The following is a 26,912-nucleotide window of genomic DNA, read 5'->3' as shown; positions in this document are numbered from 1 at the left end:
TTCTAGACTTTCTGATGGTCGGAAGCGCTCCGAACGTGGGAGAGATGGACGGTCTGGCCTGAGCGCGCCGATGTCTTGATCGCTTCGATGACCTTGAGGGAAGCGAGCCCCTCGCGTCCGCTCACAAGGGGCGTGGCGTCGCCGCGAATGACATCGCAGAAGTGGCGGAGCTGAACCTGCAGGGGATCGGCCGGGACGAACGGAATGCGCTCACGGACAAGTGGCTGCATCCAATCGGGGGCGGAAGGATTTCTCCAGAGCGTCAGATGCGGGATGTCAAGGGAAGCCTGCGTGCCGCCGACCTGGTAGCAGGATTGATCCTGACGGGGAAAAGCCGGGTTCTCGCCCGCCGTCATCTCCCAGCTCCATGGCGCGGCCACGGCGTCACTCACGCCGATCGTCCCGAGGACGCCGCTTGCAAAGCGCAGCGCGACGACGGCGGTATCCTCGACAGGATGAAGTCTGACGGAGTGCGATTCCATGGCGGAGACGGCTTCGATTTCGCCGAAGAGATATCGGAAGAGGTCGACATCGTGGATCAGGTTCACGAAGATCGGGCCGGCACCCGCCTCCCGCCGCCAAGGAGTTTCGAAATACGCGGCGGGCTTGGCAACCCAGAAAGTGCCGTGCATTGTAACGATCCGGCCCAGTCGTCCGCTGGCGACGATCTCCTTGGCCGTCTGGATCATCGGATTGTATCGCCTGTGATGACCGACCAGAAGCGGTACTCCCGCCTTTTCGCAGGCTGCAACGAGTATTGCTGCCGCATCGACATCGTCGGCGATAGGCTTCTCGACGAGAACAGGAATGCCCGCGGCTATGACCTCCATGCCGTTCTCGACATGCAGCTGGTTCGGCGTTGCGACGATGATCCCGTCCGGCCTGTCCTCGGGACTGATGTCTGCGAAGCTCCGGCTCCACCGGACGCCGACACTCTCTGCGAAGTCGCGCCCGGCAGGGGATGGGTCAATAACAGCCGATAGGACAGTTCCGGGCTCCGACATAATTCGCTCGGCATGGCGTTTCCCAATGAGGCCGGCTCCCATGACTGCAATCGCTAGCGGCTTCATGGCCGGCTCCCGAGATTTGCGAAGAATGCGGCGACTTGCCAACCTCCAGGCCTGTTCACTTCCGAAGGATCTCCCCGAGGAACTTCCTGGTTCGTTCATGCCGTGGGTTGGTGAAAAACTCGGCAGGCGGGGCTTCCTCGACGATCGCGCCGCTGGCCATGAAGATCACGCGATCCGCCACCTGACGGGCAAAGCCCATCTCGTGGGTGACGCAGATCATCGTCATGCCCTCATCGGCCAAGCCCATCATCGTATCGAGGACTTCCTTGACCATCTCCGGATCGAGCGCCGATGTCGGCTCGTCGAACAGCATCACTTTCGGCCGCATGCAAAGGGCGCGGGCGATTGCCACACGCTGCTGCTGGCCGCCGGAGAGTTGCACCGGGTATTTGTCGGCCTGCTCCAGGATTTTGACACGTTCGAGAAGCCCGCGCGCCCGCTCCTCGGCCTCTGCCTTGCCAAGGCCGAGTGCCCGCATCGGCGCAAGCATGCAGTTCTGCAGCACGGTCAGATGCGGGAACAGGTTGAATTGCTGGAAGACCATGCCGACTTCGCGCCTGATCGCATCGATTGTCTTGGCCTGGTTGCCGAGAAGCATGCCGCCGACGCGGATTTCGCCCTTGCTATAGGTCTCGAGATGATTGATGCATCGAATGAGTGTCGACTTTCCACTGCCCGAGGGGCCGCACAAGACGATCCTTTCGCCCCTGCGCACCGACAGGTTGATATCATGCAGGGCTTGAAACGCACCAAACCACTTTTCGACCCGTTCCATCGTGATCATGGTATCTACGCTCATCGCAGGAGTGAGATCGGTCATGGTAGAGCTCCACGTATATTGGCAAGGCGCATAAGTCCGCGCGGATCAGCGCGCTGACACGGCAAATCGTCGTTCCAGGCGCGCACCCAGGATGGTCAAAGGCAGGCACATCACGAAGTACAGCGCTCCGACGATCCCGAAGACCGTCAGCGGTTCGAAGATCTGATTGGAGATGATGTTGCCGGCGCGCGTGAGTTCGGTGAAACCCACGATCGATGCCAGCGAGGTGCCCTTGATCAACTGCACCAGGAAGCCGACTGTCGCGGGCAGCGAGATACGGAGCGCCTGCGGCAGGATAACGTCCTTCGTGCGCGATACGTATCTGAGGCTGAGGGCCTTTGCGGCCTCCGTCTGGCCGCGCGGAACCGCCTCGATTGCTCCCCGCCAGATCTCGCCGAGGTAGGCGCTGGCATGAAGCGTCAAGCCGACGGCGACGGCAATCCAGGCGTCGAGCCTCAAACCCACCAGCGCCAGCCCGTAATAGACGACGAAGAGCTGCATCAGAAGCGGTGTTCCCTGGAAGACCGCAATGTAGCCGGCCGTCACGCGCTCGAGAAGAGATATGCCGGAGGTTCGTGCGAGCGCGACGCAGAGACCCGCAACGCCGCCGCAGACGAAGCCGACCACCGACAGGACAACGGTCCATTTCAAGCCGATCAGGAGGAAGACGAATTCTTCTGGACCCATGAGACCCTCCTACTTGACGGGATACTTGAAGTAGCGCGCTGAAAAGAGCGCAAAGATGCGCATCATCAGCCAGGAGATCACGAGATAGAAGACCGTGACGGTGAAGTAGACCTCGAAGCTCCGGAAGCTCTCCGATTCAATACGCTGGGAAACGGATGTCAGCTCATAGGCGGAGATCGCGGAAGCAATGCTGGTGGACAGCGTCAAGAGCACGAACTGGCTGGTCAGGGACGGATAGATCGCCCGCAGCGCCGGCTTGAGGATGATGAGCCTGAAGACCTGAGCCTTGTGCAGGCCAAGGGCGAGACCGGCTTCCATCTGCCCCTTCGGGATGGACTGGACGCCACCGCGAATGATCTCGATTGCGTAGGCGCCGCCGTTGATGCCGAGTGCGATAATCGCCGTCGGGGTCGGGTCGAGCCTGATACCGGCAAGGGGAAGGGCAAAATAGATGAAGAATATCTGGACCAGAAACGGCGTGTTGCGGATCAGCTCGACAAAGGAGATGATCAGCCATCGCACCGGCTTGAGAGGAGAGTCTCGCAGCGCAACCCCGCCAATTCCGATGACGATTGCGAGCAGCATTCCGCAAATCGCAAGCAGGAATGTTCCGAGACAGCCGAAGAGGAGACTCGGCAGGCCATCGATGACAGGAGTGAAGTCCAACTTATAGTTCATCGCGATCTTTCCGGTCGGTCTTTCCTGAAGTTCAATCCCGCCTGACCATTCCTGCCATTGCCTGGACGGCGAGCTCATATCCGTCGGCGCCAAAGCCGATCATGATGGCTGTTGCGATGCGCGAGATCAGCGAATTGTGATAGATGCTCTCGCGCGCATGGACGTTCGAAATATGCAGTTCGATCTTGGGCGGATCAAACGTCTTCAGCGCATCGAGAAGCGCGATCGAGGTAAACGTATAAGCCGCCGGATTAATGATGATGCCACAGGCGTCCGTGCGGGCCTGGTGCACACTCTCAACCAGCTCGCCCTCGAAATTGGTCTGCCGAAACTCGAGCGTAAATCCCAGGGATTCGGCCTTCGCCATGCATCGCTCGCGGATGTCGGCGAGCGTAGTGGTGCCATAGATGGTGGGCTCGCGCTGGCCGAGAAGATTGAGGTTCGGCCCGTTGAGCACAAAGATTGGTTTGTTCATGATCGCGCTCCCGGACGCGGGGCAAGCCGCCTCTCGACATGGTGGTGGCATTGGTGGGCATCGCCGGGACGCCCACCGTCTGGATAGAGTTTTGGATGGTTGGAGCTGTCAGTTTGCCGCGAACGGGATGCCGTCAAGGCTTTCCGGGAACGTCGGAACCGGGACCTTCATCCACTTGTCGTAGACCGCCTTCAGCTCACCGTTCGCCTTGATCTTGTCGATGAAGGTGTTGAGCGCGGCGTTGATTTCCTTTTCTCCGAGACGGGTGCAGGCACCGTTGTAAAGTTTCTGGAATTCAAGCTTGTTTTCGAATTCGCCCGGACGAGCCTTCTCAACGCGGTCCATGTAGAAAATATTGCCGCCGAGCGTATCGACCTGGCCGGAAACAAGAGCCTGGACGCTCGCTGCGTCGCCATCGTAGCGCCGGATGGTCGTGTTCGCCGGCGCGTTCTTGGTCACCTGCGTATCCTGCGCAGCTCCCTTCGCTACACCGACTGTGAATTTCGCCATGTCGGCATTGGTCTTGATCTCGGCCGATTTAGGCCCGATCAGGACGATGGCATTGGCAACATAGGGCTTGCTGAACTGCACGGCCTTAGCGCGATCCGGCAGCATGGCCATCGTTGCAAAGAGAACGTCAACGCGGCCAGCGGTCAGCGCGGGAATGCGGTTGTTGACTTCAAGCGGCACGAATTCGACGGGTACGCCCAGCTCCTTGCCGAACAGGGTCGCGATATCGGCATCGAGACCGTCCTGCTTGCCGCCGCTGGTGACAAAGCCCCATGGCGGGTTGTCGCCCTGAATTCCGACGATGAGCTTTCCCTTGGCCTTGATTTCATCCGGCGTAATTGCGGCCGCCGGCTGGGCCAGAGTGACGGCGGTCACCAGGGCTGCGGCTCCAAGCATGACATTTCGGCGGGTCAACATAGACTTGAACATGTAATTCCTCCTCCTTTGGCGGTCGTTCGACCGGACAGCCACCCTCACCTTTGGCTGTGAGAGAAATGATTGCCAGAGACAGAGCGTCAAATCAACCGAGTTTTTCGAAATCCTATGAGAATTTATGATATACCAATCTAATTGAAATTCTCACTACATTTGCAATAATAGTAGAGGACGAGATGGGGGCTGCCGCAAATGTCGGGCGCCAGCGCCGATTGAATCCCTCGCACGTACAGCGAAAGGCTTTGAAATGAAGACCTCGATTGCGACTGTCACGATCAGCGGCGAACTGCCGGAGAAGCTAGAGGCGATCGCCCGCGCCGGTTTCGAGGGCGTCGAGATCTTTGAAAACGATTTCCTGGCGTTCGACGGGAGTCCGGCAGACGTCGGAAAGCTCGTTCGCGATCATGGCTTGGAGATCACTCTGTTTCAGCCGTTTCGCGATTTCGAGGGCATGCCCGAACCGCTTCGAAGCCGCACGTTCGACCGCGCGGAACGGAAGTTCGACGTGATGCAGGAGCTTGGAACGGATCTGGTGCTCGTGTGTTCAAACGTCTCGCCAGCTTCGATCGGCGGAATCGACCGCGCGGCAGCCGACTTCAGGGAACTCGGCGAACGCGCCGCCAAGCGTGGACTGAGGGTTGGTTATGAGGCGCTCGCATGGGGGCGCCATATCAACGATCACAGGGATGCCTGGGAAATTGTCCGCCGAACCGATCATCAGAATGTGGGTCTTATCCTCGATAGCTTTCACACGCTATCGCGCAAGATCGACGTCAACTCCATCCGCTCCATCCCCAAGGAGAAGATATTCATCGTCCAACTCGCCGATGCCCCGCTGATCGACATGGATCTGCTGTACTGGAGCCGTCACTTCAGAAACATGCCGGGCGAGGGCGACCTCCCCGTCACCGCGTTTACGGAAGCCGTCGCTGCGACAGGCTATGACGGCTATTTTTCGCTCGAGATATTCAACGACCAGTTTCGGGGCGGTTCCTCGCGTGCGATCGCCGCCGATGGCCATCGTTCCCTGATCTATCTTGGCGACCAGGTGCGTCGCGATCTCGGGGATAAATATCTGACCGGAGCGGCGATGCCGAAGAGGGCATCCGTCGACGGCGTCGGCTTCGTCGAGTTTGCCACCGACGAGGAAGACGCCATCGAGCTGGTTGCATTGCTGCACACCCTCGGATTTCGCAAGACCGCGGTCCACCGAACGAAGAAAGTCTCGATCTTCGAGCAGGGTGATATCCGGATCCTCGTCAATGTCGATCAGGCGGGATTTGCGAATGCAGCCTACGCGGTGCATGGCACATTCGCCTATGCCATCGCCCTTGTCGTCGACGATGCCGCAAAGGCGTATGCTCGAGCCCTTGCGCTTGATGCGGAACCCTTCCTTCAGCCTGTCTCGGAGGGGGAGCTGGAGTTGCCTGCCATCCGCGGCGTCGGTGGCGGGGTCGTCTATCTCATTGACGACAAGAGCGCGTCGGGTCGCTTCCCGGAGATCGACTTCAAGCCGGTCGCGCAGGAGAGCTGCGCGGCGTCGGCCGGCCTTCTGCGTATCGATCATATCGCCCAGACCGTGGCCTATGATGAAATGCTTACCTGGCTGCTGTTCTACACGTCGATCTTCGAAACAAGCAAAACCCCGATGGTCGATATCATCGATCCGGCCGGGGTGGTCCGCAGCCAAGTCGTCGAAAACGAGACCGGGCAACTCCGGATCACCATGAACGGAGCGGAAAATCGCCGCACCCTGGCAGGGCACTTTATTGCAGAAAAGTTCGGATCGGGAATCCAGCACCTGGCGTTTGCGACGGACGATATCTTTGCGACAGCGGGGAATTTGCGGGCCTGCGGTTTCAAATCCCTGCACATCTCGCCGAATTACTACGACGACGTCGAGGCGCGCTTTGGCCTGGATCCTGCCCTCACCGAGCGGCTGAAGGCGGAGAACATCCTCTATGACCGCGACGAGCACGGCGAGTATTTCCAGCTCTACAGCGGAACGTATGGCGAGGGGTTCTTTTTCGAGATCGTCGAGCGCCGCGGCTACCGCGGATACGGCGCGCCCAACGCGATTTTCCGGATTGCTGCACTCAAGAAGCAGATGCGTCCTGAAGGGATTCCGAAAGACGCGCTTTGATCTCTCGGCCTACAGGATACGGCCGCTCTTCAGCACATGCTCCACGCCGCTTTGGACGTGCCGTCTGACAACGTCCGTCGCTCCGGCGACGTCACGTTGAATGGCAAGGTCAAACAGAAGCCTGTGGTCGTCGACTACAGGCTTTCCGCGAAAGCTTTCAGCCAGCATGTGATAGCGAAGGAAGCGGTCGAAGACGGACGACAACGTCGCCATCAGCGTCGAGGAGTTGCAGGCCGAGACGATCGCCTGATGGAATTCCCAATCATATCGCACCCAGTCGACGGTACGAGAGACATCGCCTGCGAGGAGCTTGCGTTCAGCAGCAGCCAGCCTGTGGTGCGCGGCGACGATCCGCCCTTCCCATTCGAGGTTTCCCGCCCCGAAGGCAAGCCCGATCGCATACGTCTCAAGAACAATCCTGAGATCGGCGAGCTCGAGGAGTTCCCGTCGCGACGCGGGACTGACCTCAAACCCGCGCTGCCCTTCGGCGACAACGAGATTTTCCGTTGTCAAACGGCTCAGTATTTCGCGCAGCGAGGAGATGCCGATGGAATAGCGCTCCTTTGCCTGTTCCAGCTTGATCTTGGTTCCCGGGGGCAATGTCCCGGAAATGATGTCCTGGCGTATTTGCCGGAAAACGACATCGCTTACTGTTTCAGCAGGGTCTTGGACGTGCTTGAGCATGGTTTTCCTTGTTACCGGACTGTCGTCGATGGGGTGGTAGCCCAGAGCACGACGAGACATGCGCGTATCGTGTCTATTTCAGCGTGCCCTTCGCCAGCGCGTGTTCGACGCCGCCTTGGATATGCAGGGCAAGCACTTGCTTGGCTGTCTCGCCATCGCGCCGCAACGCCGCGTCGAGTAGTTGTTGGTGTTCGTTCGCTGCGACTTCGCCACGATAGGATAGGGCGATCATCTGATATCTGAGATATCTGTCGAAGATCACCGAGTGCGTCTCCATGAGTAGCTTCGATCCACACGCGGATATCAGCGCCTGGTGGAACTCCCAGTCGTAGCGCTTCCAGTCTTCCGCCTTGCTGGTGTCGCCGGATGCCATCACCTTTTCCATCCGCGCCAGCTTATAATGGGCGGAAACCAGCGGAGCCTCCCATTCCACGTCGCCGTACATGAAGGACTGCTCCAGCGCATGCGTTTCGAGCAGAAGCCTGAGTGCCGCCGTCTCCTTGAGGTCGGCAACGGACACTGGAGACACTTCGAACCCTTTTTGTCCCTCAGCAAGGACAAGGCCCTCGGAAGATAGCCGGTTCAACACCTCCCGCAGCGTGCTGATACTGGTTTCGTAGGAATCCTTCAGGCTTTCGAGCTTCAGCTTCTGCCGGGGAGCCAGACGTCCGAAAATGATGTCGGCCCGAATTCGCCGATAACTGCTCTCCGCAATCGTCTCACTCAGGATCTGCTGCGACATCAAGGGTCTCTGATATTTCCGGTATCATCGGATATATCGCCTTTTGCCAATCTCGATCAAGCAGCCATTTGCGCAATGCCCACCACAATTCTATCATATCATAGTCCGCAATCCACCGCCCGCCTCTCAGGAGGTGAGCCGGGAAACGCATTCCGCCAAACCGATGCTCGCGCTCATGGCGGAGATGCCCATCAAGGACATCTGGTTTTCGGACAACGGCAGGGAATCGATAAAGTCATCCAATTCCTTGACGTGCTGGGGGTCGAGTTCGCCATGCATCCGATAGGTACGAAACAGTGGTTTTGGAAGTCCTGTCCGGCGCTCGAGGTCATCATAGACGTCTGTGGTCCCCGGATCGCTTTCCAGCACGGAAATGTATCCGAGCAGCCCGACCGGGTGATGGTGAAAAATCCAGTAGTATTGCGATCCGACGAACGCTGCCGTTGTCGGCAAGGGGATGCGATCGAGAATCTGCTGCCGCGACAGGCCAATCGCACCCAGGTCCTCAAGAGTCCATTCATCGTGGTCTTTTTCCTCGTCGATATGCTGAGCAAGGTAGTCGGCAAGCGGCTGGCGGAGTGGATCGGAAGGAGAAAGCTTCAGTGCTTCCGACCGCGCCACTTCCATCATCGGAACGCTCGCGCGGATGATTTGGTGAAGCAGAATCAGATATTCCGGAAAGAGCTGTGCAAGATCAGGGCTTCTCCAGAGTGTCTGGAGTGCCTCGCCCAAATGTGCGTTCGTCATAGCCATTCTAAAGCGCAGTCGTTCACTGCTCTGCATCGGAGCTACCTCGCATGGTTCAATTTCTACCGGCTCTGCCAACCCCCTCCATGCGCATGTAATTCGGTCACGGACAGGCTGTGCGCGTATATGAGTTATGACTTATATACGCGCGAATGTGTAGTCCGCGGCTGCCGCGTTGATTTCCGTTTAGCGGTAAGCAGAAAAATCGGGCAGGATGAGGTTGCGGACCGCCGATATAAGGACCATCGCCCGATGCGCATCTTCCCGGCGTTACTCGGCATCCTGTGGAGAGGCGTGGATGCCCGCCGCCTCGAGTTTGGCCAATGCATATTGAACGGAGGCAAGTTCACCGGTATTTGTTCGACGGCGGTGAGGGAGCAGGAACCCACCCAATGGCGGTGTTGGGCGCAGTCTCCTACGCCCGCCCAGCTGGTTTAGATATTGAATGCGAGAAACGCGTGAACTGTCATAAACCGTACATTTCTGCCGGGGCCCCGAGCAGTGGCGAAGCTGGCGGGCGGCCATTTGCCTCCGGCTTTGATTGGCTTTGGAACCAACAGTGTTGTCCCACGTCCGTCGCCCTCCCGGTCGTCGGGCTTCTGGGAGCAATACCCAAAACAATGGTGCAGTTTCAAGCTCTTCCGCGAGACCTCGGTGTTCCGGCTTCGGCACCGTGATCCTAATAGGGACCGATGCACTGGCGCCGAGGACCGTAATACGGCTGGAAGGTGTTGTCGTAGGCCCTGTAGGAACGATATCGGGAGTAGCACCAGTCGGCATGCGAGTTGCCGTAATATCGTGGCTGATCATAATAATACCGTGGCTGGGCGAGCGCACCGCCAATGATCGCGCCTGTCGCCAAGCCGCCGAACAGCAGTCCGTAATCATTGTAGCCGCCGCCATAATACCCGCCACCATAGAAGCCACGGCCATAGTAGCCTCCATATCGCCCGTAGCGATACCCGCCATACGGTCGATAGCCACCGTAATAGCCGCGACCATAATTTCGGTAACCGCCCCATCCGCCGCCGTAATAACGGCCGTAGTGCCCACGATATTGGATCAGCTGGCGGTCCGAAGCCTGTACCGTCGGGGCGTTGAAGGATGGGAATGCGTGCGCTGGCATCACGCTCGACAATGCCGCCACCAGAGACAGGCAAAAGACTATGAGCTTGCTCATTTTGATCACCCTGTGCTTTCACAAGACAAACGGCTGAGACGGTGTTTTGTGCCCCCTTGGATCACGGTCACGCCAAAGTGATTGCCCGCGTGGCCCGTCGACGGGCCCAGCGCACCGCGCCATCGAGAGGTATCCTCAAGCGAGGCCCGCTCAGGCGTTTGGGTGCCCATCCAGACGACAAATTTGGTCCCTTTCGGCCATCATGTCAAAATGATTTCGACGCGGGTTCCGCAGGCTGCCCCTACGCCTCCTCGGTACAATATCTATCCGCAAGCGCAATCGATGTGACTTCATAGGGCGACAGGCCAAGCATGCCGCCGATTGTCCCATCAGCGCGTCGGAACGGCCCGAGGTCGACCTGTTGCGCGCTATTCGTCACGTTGACCATCCACAAAATCGTAGCGGTCGGCGCCGTCGTGATGAACGCCAGGATCCGCGAGGAATTCGACGACGTGCATTCTACCCATTCGCAGCCAGCGAGCCTGGCCAGGGTTTTCACGGCCCTGAAAAGGGGGCGCCGGGCACCCTCGCCGGCGGGCTCGGACGGGCCTGCCAGAAGGCCGAACTTGCCGGTCAATGCTGAAAGCGTCAGACATTCCAGGTCGGCATCCAGCACCTTCGCCGCATAACCGAATGCAAAGGCCTCGGCGAAAAGACCATTGTGACGCGGATCGCTATTGGCCATCGGCATGCGGACGCCATCCGGATTGTCCATTGTGCGGCTGCCGTAGGGGTTTTGGCGCATCGGAATGGTCGAGGGTCCGATCCGGTACCGCTTGTTGCCATAAATCGCGCGAACCGAACGTGTGATGAAGGGAAGGGCTTCGAGCGTTTGCATCACGCTCAGGTCGTCGGCGGCATGCACAATCGGATTCGTGCAATGGCTGATGAAGTCGAGCGGTTCCGGCGGTACGCGCTTGCGATTGAGTTCGGTGAAGTAACTCAGCATGCCTCCTCCTAGGCAAATTCCCCCAAAGGCGGCCTGGGCAGCAGCGTAGACTTCGCTGAGGGAAGGGCATTCAGGCCATTTGCTCCCGGGCGGCGTTGATTGCCGGTCGACGGATGGAGAAACGACAACCGCGTCGGGCTTGAACCCGGCACCACGCATCGCCGCGGCAATTTCGCTGGTCTCGAGATCAACGGGTCGTTTGCATGCCAATGCAATTTCGAGGGTCGACTTGCCCGCATGATGCTCCAGGACGCCTGCAAACAGCTTGAACGCATGCGCATCATGCCCAGCTGCGGGGTCAAAATGGAAAAGCAATTCCTGCGGACCGATTTCGGCAAGCGCTGTAGTCGCGTCTAGGACAGCCTCCGCTTCCTCCGGGGTCACGATAATCCCAATCGGAGGCATCCGGCCGCGCCGTTCTCCCCTGGCAAGCTCGACCGGGCGCAATACTGCCCCTGCCTCAGCCGTATGGGGGCGGGCGTCGACAATCTCGAGAACGATGCGTTGGACAACAGGGTCGCCCGCCGGTATCCAATAGGGCCATGGGAGCGCGAGAGGGCGGACATAGGTTTTGTAGGACGCATCCGACCAGTTCCGCTGGTCCTCCATCTCGAAGACATCTCCCTCCATACAACACTTGGCTGTAAGGCCCGGGATCACAGTATGGGTGATGGCGTTGATGTCCTTGAACGGTTGCCACGGCTCGATCAGATCGGGAAATCGTGTCTCCTCGCGCTCCCCGTTGGAATGCTCGACCAGGACAGGCGTTCCCGCAACGCCCACGATCGGATGAAGAATACAAAAACCGCACCGGTTGGTCTCGAAGCCGCCTTTTGAGAGTGCCTCAGCCTCGAAGATCAAGGGCGCACCGGCTTCCGCCGAAATGCGGACGGTTATCATAAGCTCGGTCGCACCCGGCCCGTGGCAGTGCGCGACATAGCTGACCGCAAAAGCATTATCCCGCTGGTCGATCTTCAGGTCGGCGATCTCTGGGGCATAGGTACCCCAGTCGCGGTCGCGCACGAGATAGGACACGGCTCGCAGCACTTCGACACCGTCATAGGCAATGGTGCGAAGATTGCCGCCACTCAGATCGGCGGTCAGCCTGCCGGCCTTCAGGCTCACTGGCTGCGGCTCGACCTCGTTTGTTCCATAGATCAGGACTGCATCGACAGCCGCGCTCATCGCAGCATCGATCCGATATCGACTGCCTGGCCGCTGGCCGCGCTCTCATAGGCCGCTTCGACAAGAGCAAAGGTCTTGAGGTTGTCCGCACCCGATGTCGATGTCTCGCCGCCCACGGAAAGACAATCGGCCCAATGCTGCTGGATGGCAAACACGCTTTCCTGGATGTTGTGCCAGGGACGCGATGCCCATGAGAGCATCCTTGGCGAAACGTCCGACACCTCGGTGCCATTCCTGCCATTGACCTCAAGGCGGTAACCCTGCGTGAGCCTTATGCTGCCCTCGGTTCCATCCAGTTCGATCAGGGTTTCCGGGAAGGGCTCCGTCGAGAGTTTCGACGCATAACTGACGTCGACTATCGAGGTCGCGCCGCTTCCATGATCGAGCAGAATGGTCGCGACATCCTCGCCTTTGATCGACTGGTTGATGCGCCTCGTGCGTGCGCTGAGCTGCGTGACATCGCCGAGGATATACCGCGCGATATCGAGCGTATGGATGCCGAGATCTTCGATGATGAAGCGTTCGCTTTCGGCGAGATAGGGCTGGCCGGAAAAGACATCGTAGCCGGACCGGAATGAGAAGCGACCCCAGAAGGGATCGCCGACAATCCCGTCCTCCAGCACTTTCTTGACGTGCTGTATTGGCGTCTGCCAGCGGAAATTCTCATGCACCATGAGTGGAATGTCGGCATCCGCGCAAACCTTCACCATGGCCTTGGCGTCATCAAGCGTCTTGGCAAAGGGTTTCTGGCAGATCGCAGGGATCTTGTGCGCGGCGGCCATCTCCACCAAAGCGCGGTGGCTCTGAACCGTGGTCGCGATATCCACGAAATCAAAGCCACCATCGGCAAACATCTGCGCGGCATCGCTGTAGCGGCGCTCGATACCGAACTGATCACCGACGATCTTCAGACGCTGGGGATCGCGGTCGCAAATCGCAACGATCTTTGCGCCCGCAACGTCCTGCCATGCATGCATCTGGTTGACTGCAAAAAAGCCGCAGCCGATGAGCGCACCATTCAAATCCGCCATGCCTAGCCTGCCTTTGCCATTTGCATCAGGGTCACGCGCTGCTGAAGCCGCCGCTGCGCTTGGTCGACGACCACCGCGATGATGATCACCAACCCCTTGATGACCATCTGCCAGAACGATGAAACGCCCATCATAACCAAGCCGTCAGAAAGAATGCCGATGACAAAGGCACCGATGATCGTACCCCCGATTGTTCCGCGCCCGCCGGACATCGATGTCCCACCAAGCACAGCCGCGGCGATTGCGTTCAGCTCGAAGCTTTCGCCGGTGGCCGGATGTGAGGCCATCAGTTCGGACGAGATCACAAGGCCAACGATCGCAGCACAAAGCCCTGAGAACATGTAGACGAAGATCTTGACGACATCCACTCGAATGCCGGACATGCGCGCAGCCCGTTCATTGCCGCCGACTGCAAAAATATGCCTTCCGATCGGGGTCGAACGTGCAACATATGCAGCGATCAACGCAAGCACGATCAGGATCCAGATCGATACGGGCAGGCCAAATATGCGTCCGGCGCCGAAGACGTCGAAGCCGGTGGTCGCATATTCGGGCCGCCCGACGAGATTGGGGAAGGTCTGGCCATCGGATGATAGGAGGGCGAGACCTCTGGCTATGTAAAGCGTGCCAAGTGTTGCGATGAACGGCGCGACGTTGAGCTTGGTGATCAAAAGCCCATTGATCAGGCCGATCGCCAGACCCACGGCCAGAGTGATCAGCACGATCTCGTACATGTTGAAGAAGATGGTGTAGCCGATCGGCAATTCGACCCCGTTCAATATGAGGGCGCCGGCGACCATGCCGCATAGTCCTACGATCGAGCCGGCCGAAAGGTCTATGCCGCCTGTGATGATGACGAAGGTCATGCCCATTGCCAGGAAGGCGTTGAGTGCGACGTGCTTCGACATCAGGATCATGTTGGCGGTCGAGGTGAAATTCGGTGCGAATATCGCAAAGAAGATGATCACGGCAAAAAGCGCGATGAAGGTTCTGAGCTTCATCAGGGTCAGAAGGACGGAGCCGTTCGACCGCTTGGCTCCGAATGTGGAAGAGGTGTCCGCCGTCATGACGCGAGCTTTCCTGTTTGTCCGTGGCCTTTGGCGGATGCCGCGATGATGGCTTCTTCCGTCGCTTCGTGTCTGTCGAAGACAGCGACCAGCTTGCCGTTGCTCAGCACGGCGATACGGTCGGAGAGAGCCATGACCTCTTCAAGGTCGGAGGTTGAAAATAGTATTGCGAGGCCCTTGCCGGCCAACCTACGCATGGTGCGAAACACATCCGCCTTGGCGCCGACGTCGATGCCGCGGCTTGGCTCATCCATCAAGAGGACCTTGGGGTTCGTCATCAAGGCTTTCCCGATCACAACCTTTTGCTGATTGCCGCCCGACATCGATGTGACTTCGAAATCGGGATTGGGAGCCTTGATCGAGAGGTCGCGGATCATCTCACCGATTGCCTGCTTTTCGGCGCTGGCCTTGATATGGAATATCCGGGTAAAGCGCCGCAGGCTCGCGAGCGTCAGATTGCTTGCGATCGACAACACCTGAACAAGGCCTTCACGCTGGCGATCTTCCGGGATCAGGGCGAGCCCACGCCGAATCCGGCGGGTGGTGTCGCGTTCCGGAACCTCCGAGCCGTCGATGAAGATCTTTCCTGTGGAATGCCGATGCCTGCCGATGACGCACTCGAAGAACTCGCTTCGACCGGCACCCATCAATCCATAGATGCCAAGGATCTCGCCTGCGCGGACCGAGAGAGAGACATGATCAACGGCGAGGCCGCCTGTTCTTCGCGGCAGGCTGATCTCCTCGGCCCGAAATGCCTCCGCTCCAAGGGGATGATCGACCGCCTTGGCGAAATCCTTGGCGTCCGATCCGATCATCGAGCGCACGATCCATTTGGTATCGATGTCGCGCACCATCGCCTGGCCGGTGATCTGACCGTCGCGAAGTACCGTGATGTAGTCGCCGATCCGCATCAGTTCTTCGAGCCGGTGGGAGATATAGACGATGGCGACGCCCTGCGCCTTTAATTCCGAAATAACCTTGAAGAGGATCTCGACTTCGGCCGCGGACAGAGCGGACGTCGGCTCGTCCATGATCAGGATCCGTGCGTTCAGCGACATCGCCTTGGCAATCTCGACCAGCTGCTGCTGGCCGATCGGCAGATCCTCGACCATTGTCTTGGCATTGATGCCGGCATCCAGCCGTCGCAGAAACGCGTTGGCCTGTTCGATCTGCGCCCTGTGGTCAATACCCCTAATGCCCCGGGTAATCTCGCGGGTCGCAAAGATATTTTCGGCAACCGTCATGTTGGCGAAGAGATTGAGCTCCTGGAAAATCATTCCGATGCCGCTCGCCTGCGCGTCGGCCGGGTTGTCGAAAGAGACCTGTTTACCATCGAGGACGATGCGGCCAAGTGTCGGACGCTCGACGCCAGCAATGATCTTCATCAAGGTCGACTTGCCGGCACCGTTTTCCCCAACGAGCACGTTGACCGCGCCGCGCCGCAGTTCGAGATTGGCGCGCTTGACGGCGACGATGCCCGAATAGACCTTGGACACGTCGTCGAGACGCAGGATGACGTCCTGTTGGATTGGATCCCTCATTGCCCCACCGTCAGTTGCGAAGGGGTGATCAAGGGCAATTGACCGGACGCGGGCAGCGGAAAGGCGCCCGTCACGCTCACCGGCTTGCCGTCCAGTCCATCACGCGGAAGAGACGCCAGAACGGCGGTGTCGACCTTCTCATTGAAGGCCTTGCCGAACTGCGCCCACTCGATTTGGTTCTTGAACTCGTTGAAATTCACGAACTCCAGCGTGTCGCGCAGGGCAGTGCCTCGGATCGCCGGACCGATCTGCACCTTCGCATCGGCTTTCCGGTCGCCATCGGTATCGATATCGATCGTTGCGGCGCGCGACGCGGTGTCTGCCGCTACGATTTTCCCGGTAAGCTTGACCGCATACGTCCAGGGGGCGCTGCTCTGCTTGTGTGTGTTGCCATATTTCTCACCGGCCTGGTCGGGAGCGGACGCGGCCAATGCCACGACGTCCTTAAGGTCGCCGGCGCGCTTTTCCAGATAGGGGATAGCCTGCGACTGCCAGATGGCTTCGACTTTTGCTGTAGGATCAAAGGCGCCCTTTGCAATCTCGGCTGCCTTTTCCTCTGCCGTCGGCGTCTTGATAATTTTGCAGCCCGGCAGTGTCATCGCAAGCAATGCGATCACAACCGCGCTCTTCACCCTCGCCATCCAAGAAACTCCGTGGGATAGGATAAAAAGCGAAGAACGCCATTCGCGCTCTTCGCCATTGGCCTGAACCGTCTTTAGTTGGTGACAGCGAAGGTTTCGAGCGCGCCTGCGTTGTCTGTGTTGATAAGAACGCAATCCATCAGCTGCTTTTCTTCCTTGGGTGTCGCCTTGGTCTTGATGTAGGCGTCGGCCTGTTCGACAGCCATTTGAGCCTGCGCGTATGCAGGCTGCAATACGGTTGCCTTGATGCCGCCTGCCTTGATCGAGTCGCGCACATCGTTGGAGCCATCGAAGCCGACCACGATTACGTCCTTGCGGCCAGCGGCCTGCAATGCAGCGATCGCGCCCATGGCCATCGTATCATTGCCAGAGATCACGCCCTTGATGTCGGGATTGGCTTGCAAGATGGTTTCCATCTTTGCGTAGGCTTCTGTCTGGCTCCAGTTGGCGGACTGCTTGGCGACACTCTTCAGGTCGGGGTAGTCGTCAATGACGTCATGGTAGCCCTGCGACCGGATGCCAGCATTGGTGTCGGATTCCTTGCCGACGAGTTCGACATAATTGCCCCTCTCACCCATCAGCTTGACGAACTCCTGCGCGCCGAGCTGAGCGCCCTGGTAGTTGTTGGAAACGATCTGCGCAACGGCGACGCCTGTCGCATTGATCTCTCGGTCGATGAGGAACGACGGAATGCCCGCGTCCTTGGCCTTCTTGACAGCCGCGACGGTCGCATCGGCGCCGGCGTTGTCGAGGATGATGGCTTTGGCACCGCGACCGATTGCGGTATCGATCATCTGAGACTGCTTGTTGGCGTCATCGTCATGGGTCATGACAAGCGCCTCGTAGCCCAGTTCCTTCGCCTTGGCTTCGGCTCCGACGGCTTCAGCTTTGAAGAACGGGTTGTCGTGGGCCGGCGTGATAATGGCGATCAGGTCGGCCGAAAAGGCGGGCATTGCAGTCCCCAGTGCAAGTGCGCTTACGAAGGCAGCGACAGTCAGTCTGCGTGTCAGTCTCATGGTTTCCTCCCAATATGAAACAAGCCCTGTTCCCAGCAGGGCGGCAAAGGGAGGGGTGTTCCCCTCCCGGGATGTGTTGTCAGGTGATCCGCCGGATGCTTTCGGCAATCTCCTGAGGTTCGAAGACCTTTTTCCAGTCATCCCGCATCAAAGCAGGGATGCCAAATTCGATCGCCTTGTTGCAGGCGTCGGAAAACACACCATCGACTTCCTTGAAGATGACCGCGCCCAGCACGTTCATGTGCCCGAGCAGGAAGTCGCGGGCAGCTTCCGCCGGCACGCCACGTGCAACGCATTCGTCCATTGCCTGACGCATGACAACCAGAAGCGAGGCACAGACCGTCTCCGAAAGACCGGGCTCAAGCATCGCCATCTGTTCCACGGTCACCCGATGCGAGCGCATGACGGGTGCCCAGATCACCTTCGCGATTTCCTCGCCGAGCCCATAGGCGTCCTCCGGACCCTGCATCAGCGCCGAGACGATATGCTGCTTGGCAAAGAGGCCACCAAAATGGTCCTTCTTTGCCGACATTTCCGTCTCGTCGTTGAAGATCGGCGGGTGGCAGGGGTGGGTGACGAAATAGGTGAGATCGGCACGCTTGGGCAGGTGATCGGCAAAAGGTGCGGCGGCATCGAGAGCCACGACCATGGTGCCGGGCTTCAGCTTGTCAACGATGCTGGAAGCAACCTTGCCGATGGCCGTATCCGGCACAGCCAGGATAACAACATCAGCACCATCAAGAGCCGTGTCAGTCGCCAGGCATTCCAGCCCCAGATCGTTCTTCAGCCGCGCTTTCCCGGCGTCGCTGACCTCGACATGGCGCACGTCGAACCGGGAACCCTTGAGGTTTTTTGCGAGCCGGTAGCCCATTTTGCCGCCGGCCCCAAAGAGAGCAATTGAAGTCATGTTTCCTCACCTCGTACGTTTTTTGAATTCCTAGCTTAACTGGTATGATGAGTCAATCACCATGTCATCATACACTAGGGGTGCCGGCCGATAGATGACGACTATTGGCTTCCGTCACGGATCTGCGAAAAATATCCATCGCTACCAACCTGTCCGCCCTTCAATGCCACCTGCAATCCATTGGTCGGCGTGTAGTTACCATGAGCCGTGCAGAGGGGTGAGCCGGGTGTTTGGGGTAGGGGAAGCAATGTTGTCAGCGCGTCGATGCGCAACTCTTTCAGGGCGTGGCTCGAGGTATCCCCACCGGCGACGACAGCGCGGTTGAGGGTTTCCCTCTCCACGAGGCGCCTGAGAATGATCCCAAGGGCCGATCCAAGCTGATGGCGAGCTCCTGGGAGCCGATCAATCTCGCTGCCGCGGTCTGCTTCCGGTCCAAGGGCGGTGTGCAGAACGACGCTGCGCCCCGCTTTCAGCCGGGTGACACCTTCTTCGACGGCTGCATCGATCGACCGATCACGGTTCTCGCCCACCAACTCGAGGGGATCGACGCCGATGCCGTCGAAGCCGTTTTTGGTCGCATCGCGGATCTGGCGTTCCGTCGTCGGAGAGACGCTTCCCGAGACGACGGCAAGCCGCTCGACTTTTCCGGGCGTGCGAAATTCCGGCTGCTTACCGAGTATGCCCTCCGCCTTCCACGCTTGAAGCAGCGCGTATTCGACACCGGACGAGCCTGCGGTAAACAAGCCAGGCTGACGTTTAGCCCGCCAAAGTTGCCGGCCGGCGGACGCCTGCGACTGTGCGCTGTCGACGTCGATCAGCATGATACCGGAGATTGCGGCGGTGATTTTGTCCATGCGCTGATCCGCATCGGATGCGGCTATGGTGGCAAGGTCTGCAAGGGCAACGGGAAGCGTTGTCTGTTTCGCCAAATGCACGGCAAGATCGGCTTCGTCCATCGGCGTCACCGGGTGGCGGCTCATGACCGGATGACGATCAATGCGATAGACCTGATCCTGATAGGCTGCGAAGAGATGCCCGAAGGCCGTGTAGCGCTTCAATTGCGGCGCACCGACGATTACCGGAACGATCGGCTGATCACCAAAGACGGTCCTGCCGATCTCGATCGCCTTGCCGATATTGCCGATCTCAGGGCTGGAATCGAAGGTCGAGCAGACCTTGTAGTGGCAAATGTCGGCACCGCGCGACTTTAGCCACTCGAAGATTGCGGGCAGGTGCTCGTCCATCCAGTCAGGGGTTTCACTCCGGCTGGTCCCGGCAATTCCGAAGGCCCGGTAGTCCGCAAAACGCTCGGCCGTGGCGTCCGTGGGAAGTCCGAGAAACAGGACCGTCGATACGCCGCTCGATGCGAGGGCCTCCATGACGTCCGTGGAGCCGGTAAAGTCATCGCCGTAGTAGCTGAGAAGAGGCTTTGCCATGGCGTCACGCAGCCTTGCCATCGCCGAATTTCGCAATCGAGGCTGCAAGCTCGGGATGATCTCTGGCATATTCCTCGAGTGGGATGTCGGCGACGGCCGCCTGCCAGGCTTGCTGCACGGCGCGCACGCCGGCAGCAGGGCCATCCGGATGACTGACGATCCCGCCGCCACAGAGATAGAGCAGGTCCGTCGTCCGGCCGGTGCGCTGATATGTGTCGGCTGCCTGTCCGCCCCATTGTCCGGAGCCGGCAACCGGCAGGCAATCGACCATGTCGAACAACGGCGTGCTGACTGCCTTGAAGGACTGGACGAAGCTTTCGTCAGGCTCCCAGTATTTCACGCGAATGCCATTGATCTGGAACTGGTCGACACCCAGAAGACGCCAGAATTGCTGGTAAACCCTGAAATCGAGGCCAGCCCCCGGATCGCGGGTGAGAACATCCCATCCGTTCCGATGGGCATGCAACACCAGGCCGGACCGCTTCCTGAGGAAACTCATGCCGCCAAAGCCGATGGAGTTGATGTTGACGACAGCGCAATTCCCGCCCGCATTGAGAACGAGATCATGGTTGCGCATCATTTCATCGGGATCGGCATGTGAGATGCCGAAGGCATACATCACCTTTTTACCGGTCTTCTGCTCATGATCGAGGATCATGGGCATGATTGCCTCGACGCGTTCCTTGAGAGGCGAATAAGCGGGGCTCATCAGCTTCTCGTCGTCCTTGATGAAATCCACGCCGGATTGAATGAGCTCGCCGACGAGGGCAGCAGTCTCCTTCGGTCGAAGGCCAAGGGCGGGCTTGACGATCGTTCCGATGATTGGCCGATCATCGACGCCAGTCAGGCGACGGGTGCCAGGAAGTCCAAACTGCGGGCCAGGGTGCGCTGATCTAAACGCCGCCGGCAGTTTCATGTCCACGACACGGATGCCAGTCATGCCCTTGATCGAAAACACGCCGCCAATCGCGATCGTCATCAAAGCCGACAGGTCGGTCCCGATCGCATCGAGCGGAAAGGCGATGTCGACGTCAGCGCGGCGAAGTGGACCATGTCCAGGAGCGACTTCTGGCCAGGTCGGGAAATCCGTGTCCGGCAGATGTCGTATGTCCAAAACGCGTGCGGCGACGCGGGCCTTCAGCTCTTCGGTTTCGCCGGGAACAGCAACGAAGGTGCCAGTTGACTGGTCGCTGGCGATCTTGGCCGCCATGGCCTCGACGCTGCTAGGGGTTTCGATGCGGTAGGTCAGCGTAATCATCATTTCGAGCCCGTTGTTCCTCCTGCCGCGGACATCTTTGCCATGGCATCAACTTGTGATCTGGTATAATGAGTATTCCATTTTCTGCAACGATAAATTTCCATCCCGAGCTATTCGAAATGTCGGACTTTCTTGCAGGCGTTCGAAGATGCATAAGGAGAGGGGAACATTTTGAGCCAGCGAGAGACCATGAACCAGCCAATCGAACAGATCGTCCGTCGTAAATTGTCCGATGAGGTCTTTGACCGGCTGGAGCGGATGATAACGTCGGGCGAACTTCAGCCTGGCGATGAAATGCCTTCCGAGCGCGTTCTCATGGAAAGGTTTGGCGTGGGACGCCCCGCCATTCGCGAAGCAATGCAATCGCTAGCGAATATGGGATTGGTCAGCATCTCCCATGGAGAACGTGCGAAGGTCCTCCGATTGACCGCCAAGTCGATTTTGCGGCAGGTCGACTTGACTGCAAAGATCATGTTGTCACAATCATCCGATTCCCTGGAGCATCTGAAAAGCTCGCGCATTTTCTTTGAGCGCGGAATGGCGCGTGAAGCGGCCGCCAAAACAACGGAAGCTGATATCCGCGACCTTAGAGAGATTCTGGACAATCAGCGCAGCGCCCTTGGCAATGCCCAGGAATTTATCGCGGCCGACATGCAGTTTCATACCCGAATTGCACAGATCTCAGGCAACCCGATATTCGTTGCCGTAAGCGAAGCCATGCTCGCATGGCTGAAGGCGTACCATACCGAAATGCTGATCTGGACGGGCAAGGAGAAGTTTACCCTTGTCGAACACCAGGAAATACTCGAGCGGCTGGCAGCGCATGACGCCGATGGCGCCGAAGCGGCCGTTCTCAAGCATCTTGAGCGATCGAGTGCTCTTTATACGAGTCGAGACTAGGATATCCGCGTGTAGCGGTGGGGCAAGACCGAGGTTCTGTCCGAATGAGCGCGGCCCCGCTTTTATCCGGTCACCTAAAACCTTTTCGTTCCAGCGACGTTGTACTCCCACGATCCAAGGGAAAGCGGACCTTCCCTTGGCTCCGATGTACGATGCGCCTTTCTACCAGGGCTCCGGGAAATTGAAGGACAAGGTGGCGCTGATCACAGGTGGTGACTCTGGTATCGGACGTTCGGTGGCGATCCTGTTCGCCCGCGAAGGTGCCGATGTCGCGATCGTCCATCTCGATGAAGTCCAGGATGCCGGAGACACGAAGGCCGCCATCGAAAAAGAAGGACGGGAGTGCTTGATTATCCGTGGCGACGTTAAGGACGCGAGCTTCTGCAAAAAGGCTGTCGAGAAGACAATGACCCGGTTTTCCCGCCTCGACGTCCTGGTCAACAACGCCGCTTTCCAGGTCCACACAGCCGACATCGAAGACCTGACCGACGAGCACTTCGACGAGACACTCAAGACCAATCTGTACGGCTACTTCTACATGGCCAAGGCAGCCATCCCGCATCTGAACAATGGCTCCGCCATCATCAACACGGGGTCCGTCACCGGCCTGGAAGGATCGAAAGGGCTGCTCGATTATTCGATGACCAAAGGCGGGATCCATGCCTTCACGAAGGCCCTTTCTAGCCAACTGGTACCGAGAGGGATCCGCGTCAACGCGGTCGCTCCGGGCCCCGTATGGACGCCGCTCAATCCATCGGACAAGGAAGCCGACGACGTCGCGACATTCGGCAGCAAGACGCCGATGAAACGCGCCGCGCAGCCCGAAGAGATCGCTCCCGCCTACGTCTTCCTCGCTTCCCCGCAGGTGTCGAGCTACATCACGGGTGAGATCCTTCCCATCGTTGGCGGCTATTAAGAGAGGCGGTCAGTGTTCACCGAAAGTTGTTCCCCGAACACACGCTCCCAGGGATGATCAAAAAGCCCGCCCCGGCCCAACTGGGGCGGGCTCGTACCGATCCGACCCCTCGGACCACGGCTGCCTTCTTACCGCTACGAAGGAAGGTAGCAGTGGCCCGGTAATAGACAACTCGAACCTCGTTCGATGGTTATTCGGTAAGGTTACCCGAGATGCGATCCGGATTTATGCAAATCCAGAGCCCCTCTGGAACGGATGATCAACGTCACGCGTTCCTGGGGTTGGGCACGAAAAAAGTGCGGTCTTAAATATCGGAGTTTCGATGGCTACTATGAGGTGGGCGATGGGAGAAGTGTCGTCGGTATCTGCAATCGTCGAGCCGGGGCGCAATGTCTGGAACGTCGCGAAAGCGGAAAAGGCGTCGTTCCTGATCGATGGATCTGCTTATTTCTCCGCCCTCGATGCGGCTCTTCGCGGTGCGCGACGCACGATCTGGATCGTCGGCTGGGATTTCAACCCGGATATCTGCCTGCGACCGCGCGTCAGTTCCGAAACCCTTGGGGAGCTGCTACTTCGTCTGACCGATGACGCCCCGGAACTGCAGGTTCGGATCCTTGTCTGGGGGATGGGTCCTGTCTATTCGGGCAAGTCCCTGAAGATTTTCCGTGAAAGCGCTTTTTCGAGGCATCCGCAAATCAACTTGCGGTTCGATCTGAGACATCCCTTGAGAGGCAGTCACCATCAAAAGCTGGTGGTTATTGACGATGCGCTTGCATTTCTCGGGGGTATCGATCTCACGGCGCGCCGCTGGGACGAGCCGGACCATCGCGTCGACAATCCATTGAGAGCCGCTCCGGACGGGCAACCTTACGGTCCCGTCCACGATATTCAGGCGATGGTTTCAGGTGAGGCAGCGCTCCTCATCGGAGATGTCGCACGTCGACGCTGGAGCAGGGCGACAGGAGAGCCAATCGACCGTCAAACTGATATTGCGGCGTCCTGGCCCGAGTCGATTGTCGCAGACATGCGCGGGGCCGCTTCTGGTGTCGCGCTGACTGAGCCCGGCCTTGTCGGAAAGCGTGGTCGCCACGAAGCCATAAAGTTGACCCGCGATGCGATCCGCGCAGCCAGGAGGTCGATTTATATCGAGACGCAATACCTCGCCTCATTTGGGATCGCTCGCAGGCTGGGGCGCCGATTAAGAGAGGCGGACGGGCCGGAGATCGTCGTACTCGTCACCAGGAGTTCGCACGGCCTGATCGAAAAGCTGACGATGGGGGGCAACCGCGATCGCGTCATACGGCGGCTAAAACGAATGGACCGACACGACAGGCTCCGGATTCTTTATCCTGTCGTCCCAAATCCCGCAGGCGGCGAGCAGGAAGTTACGATCCATTCAAAGGTTATTATAATCGACGATCGGTTCGTCCGCATTGGCTCCTCCAATCTCAACAATCGATCAGAGGGCCTCGATACGGAATGCGATTTGGCACTGGAAGCGGGCGAAGCAGCGCATCGCAATGCAATCTTCGCCCTCAGAAGCAAGCTTCTAGCCGAACATCTCGACGCAAACCCCGAAACGGTGGGCCAAATGCTTCGACAATCGGGCTCCCTCGTGAAGTCGCTCGATGCGCTCAATACAGGTTCCCGTGGCCTGCGGGAGTTTTCCGTCGATCTGACGCGCGGCGGGATTTCGCCGCTTCCCGGTACCTCCGTCATCGATCCGCAAATTCCCTTTCGGCCCTTACGCAGAATGCGCGCCTTGTTCGCAAACCTCAGGATGAGGTTGGCCGCCATCTTTTGACCGACGCCCATCCTTTAGCCGGCTCCACATTTCACTGATCGCGAGAAGCGCAAGGCCCAAAGCAAGAGGCAGAAGGAAATAGATGGCTCGAAAGGCAACCAAGGCACCGATTGAAGCGGAGTCCGGCAAGACATGCCTCACGGTCGCTTCCAGAACTCCCAGGCCGCCCGGCACGTGGGTCACGAGCACTGCGATGTTTGCCAACACGAAAGCCGTCACCGTCTGAACGAAGCCGGCGTCTGTATCAGCTGATATGAGCTGGTGAAGGCATGCGGACACGAACACGAAATTGAGGGTCCCAAGCGCGATCTGCGCAAGGCTTGCGGATACGCTCGGAATCTGGAAGCCCCATCGCCGGATTTTGAGAGGAGCGCGAACCGTGGCCGCGAGAACGAGGTAGGCCACCGGAATTACCGCACATCCGATGCCGAGGAAAAAGACATGCCCGGCAGTCATGTTCAGTGCCTTTCTGGCATCATCGGGATTGGCGAGAAGGGCGATAGCAGCGAGCGAAGTCAGACCCAATCCTACCGTCACGCCGCAAAACAGGACAACCTTTGCAACTTCTTCCGTCGTCAGGCCCCAACGGCTGTAGAAACGATACCGCACAGCGCCGCTGCTCAGCGCTGCTACTCCGAGATTGTGACCGATAGACAAGGCGGTGAACGAGGCGATCGCAGCCTTGGAATAGCTGAGCGGCTTGCCTGCATAGCGCAGCCCGAGCCAGTCGAAGCCGGTCAAACAGGCATAGGAGGCGGCAGCAAAAGCGGCGCTCGTCACGAGTCGGACGGTCGGGATGGCGCGGATTGACGCCACAACCTCATCAAGCGAATAGCGATGAAAGACCCTGTACAGCAGGTAGCTCGCCAGCATGAGACTTGCGACAAGGACGATGTTAACCAGCAGGCGTTTCAGAATCATCGGTATTCCGTTTTGTGTACGGTGAAAGGAAACTCCCAGATGGAACGAACGGTGCCGATCGAGGTTCCTTTACAATGAGCTCAAATCGCGACAGTTCCCCCCGCCAGCGTTCGCCCACAGTCTCAATATTGACGTACAATGTTCACAGCTGCATCGGCACGGACCGCAAGATCGATCCGCATCGGATTGCCGATGTGATCGCACAAACGGGCGCAGATATAATCGCTCTGCAGGAACTGGACGTCGGGCGAAAGCGAACCGGCAGAATCGACCAAGCGCACGTCATAGCCTCGCTTTTGAAGATGGAAGCGCACTTTCATCCGGCGCTCCACGTCGAAGAAGAAAAATACGGCGATGCAATCCTGACGGCACTTCCAACGCGACTTATGAAGGCGTCGCCACTGCCGTCTCTTGGGGAACTGCGGGGAGCCCTATGGATCCTAGTCGATCTGCCGTGGGGCGCGTTGAACGTGCTGAACACCCATCTGGGGCTGAGAAATCTTGATCGCTTGCGGCAGGTCGAAACGTTGCTGGGTCGCGATTGGATGGGAAGTCCCGAGTTTCAGGCTCTCCCCGCGATCATCTGTGGCGACCTCAATGCCGTCCCCTCCTCGGCAGCCTACAAGGCTCTCGCCGCCTGCTTTCGCGACGTTGCACCGGCAAGGGCGGCGCGGACGTTCCCCTCCCGTTTTCCATTGCTTCGACTGGATCATATCTTTGTTTCGAAGGAGTTTGGCAATGTCCGTTCGGAAGTGATCTCGACGGCAGCCGCACGGCAAGCGTCCGATCATTTGCCGGTTCTGGCCGAAGTCGAATACCCGGCGCGTTCCGGCTAGGTCAATCGCAGGACACAAACGTGTGTTCACGTGGATCGGATAGGGTCATCGGGAACGGTTCGGAGCTTCATGATGATACCTCGACCCTCTTCCGGCGTGACTAGGCGAAAATAATCCGCGAATGGCATCCTTGTGCAGTTGGCTTTCCGCAATCGGCACGTCTTTTTTCGTCCGCCCAAACCGGCGCGTGAGCTCATCGCAGAGCTCCGACGGATCGGTCATGCCGTCTTGGTAGAGGTGAATGAGCAATCTGCCAGCGAGGTTGGGAGAGGCTGATTGCCCACTTGCAATATTACCCGTGTAGCCGCAATCGATTAGGACTTGCTGGAGGAG

At 58.7% G+C, this 26,912-nt stretch carries 24 protein-coding genes and 1 pseudogene; 5 read left to right on the top strand and 20 right to left on the bottom strand.

The features are described from left to right. Positions 1–2: 2 nt before the first annotated feature. From ASC97_RS24945 to ASC97_RS24920, 6 genes are all read right to left on the bottom strand, one after another. The gene (locus tag ASC97_RS24945; RefSeq protein ID WP_057471014.1) at positions 3–1,070 is read right to left on the bottom strand and encodes a Gfo/Idh/MocA family protein; all 1,068 of its coding nucleotides are present in this window, start codon (positions 1,068–1,070) and stop codon (positions 3–5) included. Between the two features lie 55 nt (positions 1,071–1,125). Beyond that, positions 1,126–1,854: an amino acid ABC transporter ATP-binding protein gene (locus ASC97_RS24940; RefSeq protein WP_200959544.1), complete on the bottom strand. Its 729-nt coding sequence runs from the start codon at positions 1,852–1,854 to the stop codon at positions 1,126–1,128. 81 nt (positions 1,855–1,935) lie between these two features. After that, on the bottom strand, positions 1,936–2,577 hold the full coding sequence (locus ASC97_RS24935; RefSeq protein WP_057471012.1) for an amino acid ABC transporter permease: 642 nt from the start codon (positions 2,575–2,577) through the stop codon (positions 1,936–1,938). 9 nt (positions 2,578–2,586) lie between these two features. Further along, positions 2,587–3,255, bottom strand: a complete 669-nt coding sequence (locus ASC97_RS24930) for an amino acid ABC transporter permease (RefSeq protein WP_057471011.1) — start codon at positions 3,253–3,255, stop codon at positions 2,587–2,589. A gap of 31 nt (positions 3,256–3,286) precedes the next feature. After that, positions 3,287–3,730 (bottom strand): type II 3-dehydroquinate dehydratase, encoded by a 444-nt coding sequence (locus tag ASC97_RS24925; RefSeq protein WP_057471010.1) that lies wholly within the window; start codon positions 3,728–3,730, stop codon positions 3,287–3,289. 108 nt (positions 3,731–3,838) lie between these two features. After that, on the bottom strand, positions 3,839–4,669 hold the full coding sequence (locus tag ASC97_RS24920; RefSeq protein ID WP_057471009.1) for a transporter substrate-binding domain-containing protein: 831 nt from the start codon (positions 4,667–4,669) through the stop codon (positions 3,839–3,841). Positions 4,670–4,922: 253 nt separating this feature from the next. Between ASC97_RS24920 and ASC97_RS24915 the strand changes: the two genes are divergently transcribed. Further along, the gene (locus tag ASC97_RS24915; RefSeq protein WP_057471008.1) at positions 4,923–6,818 is read left to right on the top strand and encodes a bifunctional sugar phosphate isomerase/epimerase/4-hydroxyphenylpyruvate dioxygenase family protein; all 1,896 of its coding nucleotides are present in this window, start codon (positions 4,923–4,925) and stop codon (positions 6,816–6,818) included. 9 nt (positions 6,819–6,827) lie between these two features. On the opposite strand, the gene ASC97_RS24910 is transcribed toward ASC97_RS24915, so the two are convergent. The 13 genes from ASC97_RS24910 to oiaX all read right to left on the bottom strand — a co-directional run bounded on the left by ASC97_RS24910 (position 6,828) and on the right by oiaX (position 21,205). Continuing rightward, positions 6,828–7,502, bottom strand: a complete 675-nt coding sequence (locus ASC97_RS24910; protein WP_057471007.1) for a GntR family transcriptional regulator — start codon at positions 7,500–7,502, stop codon at positions 6,828–6,830. A gap of 73 nt (positions 7,503–7,575) precedes the next feature. After that, complete coding sequence (locus tag ASC97_RS24905; RefSeq protein WP_057471006.1) at positions 7,576–8,244, bottom strand: GntR family transcriptional regulator; 669 nt, start codon at positions 8,242–8,244, stop codon at positions 7,576–7,578. A gap of 126 nt (positions 8,245–8,370) precedes the next feature. Further along, positions 8,371–8,991, bottom strand: coding sequence for an iron-containing redox enzyme family protein (locus ASC97_RS24900; protein WP_057471005.1), 621 nt, complete (start codon positions 8,989–8,991; stop codon positions 8,371–8,373). Between the two features lie 679 nt (positions 8,992–9,670). After that, entirely contained in the window at positions 9,671–10,171 is a 501-nt protein-coding gene (locus tag ASC97_RS24895) for a BA14K family protein (protein ID WP_057471139.1), read from the bottom strand. A gap of 241 nt (positions 10,172–10,412) precedes the next feature. Beyond that, positions 10,413–12,305 carry a D-apionate lactonase gene (apnL, locus tag ASC97_RS24890; RefSeq protein ID WP_057471004.1) on the bottom strand — a complete coding sequence of 631 codons (1,893 nt, stop codon included), beginning with the start codon at positions 12,303–12,305 and terminating at the stop codon, positions 10,413–10,415. Beyond that, entirely contained in the window at positions 12,302–13,336 is a 1,035-nt protein-coding gene (locus tag ASC97_RS24885) for a Gfo/Idh/MocA family protein (RefSeq protein ID WP_057471003.1), read from the bottom strand. Before ASC97_RS24885 ends, apnL begins: the two co-directional genes overlap by 4 nt. 2 nt (positions 13,337–13,338) lie before the next feature. Further along, the gene (locus tag ASC97_RS24880; RefSeq protein WP_057471002.1) at positions 13,339–14,403 is read right to left on the bottom strand and encodes an ABC transporter permease; all 1,065 of its coding nucleotides are present in this window, start codon (positions 14,401–14,403) and stop codon (positions 13,339–13,341) included. Continuing rightward, positions 14,400–15,944, bottom strand: a complete 1,545-nt coding sequence (locus tag ASC97_RS24875; RefSeq protein WP_057471001.1) for a sugar ABC transporter ATP-binding protein — start codon at positions 15,942–15,944, stop codon at positions 14,400–14,402. The genes ASC97_RS24880 and ASC97_RS24875 overlap by 4 nt, the downstream gene beginning before the upstream one ends. Continuing rightward, positions 15,941–16,585 carry a DUF2291 family protein gene (locus ASC97_RS24870; protein ID WP_057471000.1) on the bottom strand — a complete coding sequence of 215 codons (645 nt, stop codon included), beginning with the start codon at positions 16,583–16,585 and terminating at the stop codon, positions 15,941–15,943. The genes ASC97_RS24875 and ASC97_RS24870 overlap by 4 nt, the downstream gene beginning before the upstream one ends. 74 nt (positions 16,586–16,659) lie before the next feature. After that, positions 16,660–17,601, bottom strand: coding sequence for a D-ribose ABC transporter substrate-binding protein (locus ASC97_RS24865; RefSeq protein ID WP_057470999.1), 942 nt, complete (start codon positions 17,599–17,601; stop codon positions 16,660–16,662). Positions 17,602–17,680: 79 nt separating this feature from the next. Then, entirely contained in the window at positions 17,681–18,508 is an 828-nt protein-coding gene (locus tag ASC97_RS24860) for a phosphogluconate dehydrogenase C-terminal domain-containing protein (RefSeq protein WP_057470998.1), read from the bottom strand. Positions 18,509–18,609: 101 nt separating this feature from the next. Then, positions 18,610–19,944, bottom strand: a complete 1,335-nt coding sequence (locus ASC97_RS24855) for a four-carbon acid sugar kinase family protein (protein ID WP_057471138.1) — start codon at positions 19,942–19,944, stop codon at positions 18,610–18,612. A gap of 4 nt (positions 19,945–19,948) precedes the next feature. Continuing rightward, the gene (gene oiaX, locus ASC97_RS24850) at positions 19,949–21,205 is read right to left on the bottom strand and encodes a 3-oxo-isoapionate-4-phosphate decarboxylase OiaX (RefSeq protein WP_057470997.1); all 1,257 of its coding nucleotides are present in this window, start codon (positions 21,203–21,205) and stop codon (positions 19,949–19,951) included. Between the two features lie 186 nt (positions 21,206–21,391). Between oiaX and ASC97_RS24845 the strand changes: the two genes are divergently transcribed. The 3 genes and pseudogenes from ASC97_RS24845 (at position 21,392) to ASC97_RS24835 (ending at position 24,822) form a co-directional block, all read left to right on the top strand. Further along, positions 21,392–22,102, top strand: coding sequence for a transcriptional regulator NanR (locus ASC97_RS24845; protein WP_057470996.1), 711 nt, complete (start codon positions 21,392–21,394; stop codon positions 22,100–22,102). A gap of 121 nt (positions 22,103–22,223) precedes the next feature. Further along, positions 22,224–23,018: pseudogene (locus tag ASC97_RS24840) on the top strand (SDR family oxidoreductase); the annotation flags it as partial. Positions 23,019–23,340: 322 nt separating this feature from the next. Then, positions 23,341–24,822 (top strand): phospholipase D-like domain-containing protein, encoded by a 1,482-nt coding sequence (locus tag ASC97_RS24835; protein WP_082530153.1) that lies wholly within the window; start codon positions 23,341–23,343, stop codon positions 24,820–24,822. On the opposite strand, the gene ASC97_RS24830 is transcribed toward ASC97_RS24835, so the two are convergent. Then, positions 24,763–25,743, bottom strand: a complete 981-nt coding sequence (locus ASC97_RS24830; RefSeq protein WP_057470994.1) for a lysylphosphatidylglycerol synthase domain-containing protein — start codon at positions 25,741–25,743, stop codon at positions 24,763–24,765. The two genes, ASC97_RS24835 and ASC97_RS24830, sit on opposite strands and share 60 nt — an antisense overlap. Positions 25,744–25,817: 74 nt before the next feature. Between ASC97_RS24830 and ASC97_RS24825 the strand changes: the two genes are divergently transcribed. After that, positions 25,818–26,579: an endonuclease/exonuclease/phosphatase family protein gene (locus ASC97_RS24825; protein ID WP_057470993.1), complete on the top strand. Its 762-nt coding sequence runs from the start codon at positions 25,818–25,820 to the stop codon at positions 26,577–26,579. The last annotated feature ends 333 nt before the right edge of the window (positions 26,580–26,912 follow it).

The sequence above is a fragment of the Rhizobium sp. Root1203 genome (genome assembly GCF_001424945.1).
Lineage (GTDB): Bacteria > Pseudomonadota > Alphaproteobacteria > Rhizobiales > Rhizobiaceae > Rhizobium.
This window is presented reverse-complemented; position numbering and strand designations above follow the sequence as displayed.

Coding starts and splice junctions, on each gene's coding strand:
- ASC97_RS24845 (WP_057470996.1), top strand. CDS start 21,392: ATGAACCAGCCAATCGAACAGATCGTCCGTCGTAAATTGTCCGATGAG.
- oiaX (WP_057470997.1), bottom strand. CDS start 21,205: ATGATGATTACGCTGACCTACCGCATCGAAACCCCTAGCAGCGTCGAG.
- ASC97_RS24830 (WP_057470994.1), bottom strand. CDS start 25,743: ATGATTCTGAAACGCCTGCTGGTTAACATCGTCCTTGTCGCAAGTCTC.
- ASC97_RS24835 (WP_082530153.1), top strand. CDS start 23,341: ATGGCTACTATGAGGTGGGCGATGGGAGAAGTGTCGTCGGTATCTGCA.
- ASC97_RS24940 (WP_200959544.1), bottom strand. CDS start 1,854: ATGATCACGATGGAACGGGTCGAAAAGTGGTTTGGTGCGTTTCAAGCC.
- ASC97_RS24880 (WP_057471002.1), bottom strand. CDS start 14,403: ATGACGGCGGACACCTCTTCCACATTCGGAGCCAAGCGGTCGAACGGC.
- ASC97_RS24855 (WP_057471138.1), bottom strand. CDS start 19,944: ATGGCAAAGCCTCTTCTCAGCTACTACGGCGATGACTTTACCGGCTCC.
- ASC97_RS24870 (WP_057471000.1), bottom strand. CDS start 16,585: ATGGCGAGGGTGAAGAGCGCGGTTGTGATCGCATTGCTTGCGATGACA.
- ASC97_RS24900 (WP_057471005.1), bottom strand. CDS start 8,991: ATGACGAACGCACATTTGGGCGAGGCACTCCAGACACTCTGGAGAAGC.
- ASC97_RS24905 (WP_057471006.1), bottom strand. CDS start 8,244: ATGTCGCAGCAGATCCTGAGTGAGACGATTGCGGAGAGCAGTTATCGG.
- ASC97_RS24930 (WP_057471011.1), bottom strand. CDS start 3,255: ATGAACTATAAGTTGGACTTCACTCCTGTCATCGATGGCCTGCCGAGT.
- ASC97_RS24920 (WP_057471009.1), bottom strand. CDS start 4,669: ATGTTCAAGTCTATGTTGACCCGCCGAAATGTCATGCTTGGAGCCGCA.
- ASC97_RS24875 (WP_057471001.1), bottom strand. CDS start 15,944: ATGAGGGATCCAATCCAACAGGACGTCATCCTGCGTCTCGACGACGTG.
- ASC97_RS24860 (WP_057470998.1), bottom strand. CDS start 18,508: ATGACTTCAATTGCTCTCTTTGGGGCCGGCGGCAAAATGGGCTACCGG.
- ASC97_RS24935 (WP_057471012.1), bottom strand. CDS start 2,577: ATGGGTCCAGAAGAATTCGTCTTCCTCCTGATCGGCTTGAAATGGACC.
- ASC97_RS24945 (WP_057471014.1), bottom strand. CDS start 1,070: ATGAAGCCGCTAGCGATTGCAGTCATGGGAGCCGGCCTCATTGGGAAA.
- apnL (WP_057471004.1), bottom strand. CDS start 12,305: ATGAGCGCGGCTGTCGATGCAGTCCTGATCTATGGAACAAACGAGGTC.
- ASC97_RS24925 (WP_057471010.1), bottom strand. CDS start 3,730: ATGAACAAACCAATCTTTGTGCTCAACGGGCCGAACCTCAATCTTCTC.
- ASC97_RS24825 (WP_057470993.1), top strand. CDS start 25,818: ATGAGCTCAAATCGCGACAGTTCCCCCCGCCAGCGTTCGCCCACAGTC.
- ASC97_RS24895 (WP_057471139.1), bottom strand. CDS start 10,171: ATGAGCAAGCTCATAGTCTTTTGCCTGTCTCTGGTGGCGGCATTGTCG.
- ASC97_RS24865 (WP_057470999.1), bottom strand. CDS start 17,601: ATGAGACTGACACGCAGACTGACTGTCGCTGCCTTCGTAAGCGCACTT.
- ASC97_RS24915 (WP_057471008.1), top strand. CDS start 4,923: ATGAAGACCTCGATTGCGACTGTCACGATCAGCGGCGAACTGCCGGAG.
- ASC97_RS24910 (WP_057471007.1), bottom strand. CDS start 7,502: ATGCTCAAGCACGTCCAAGACCCTGCTGAAACAGTAAGCGATGTCGTT.
- ASC97_RS24885 (WP_057471003.1), bottom strand. CDS start 13,336: ATGGCGGATTTGAATGGTGCGCTCATCGGCTGCGGCTTTTTTGCAGTC.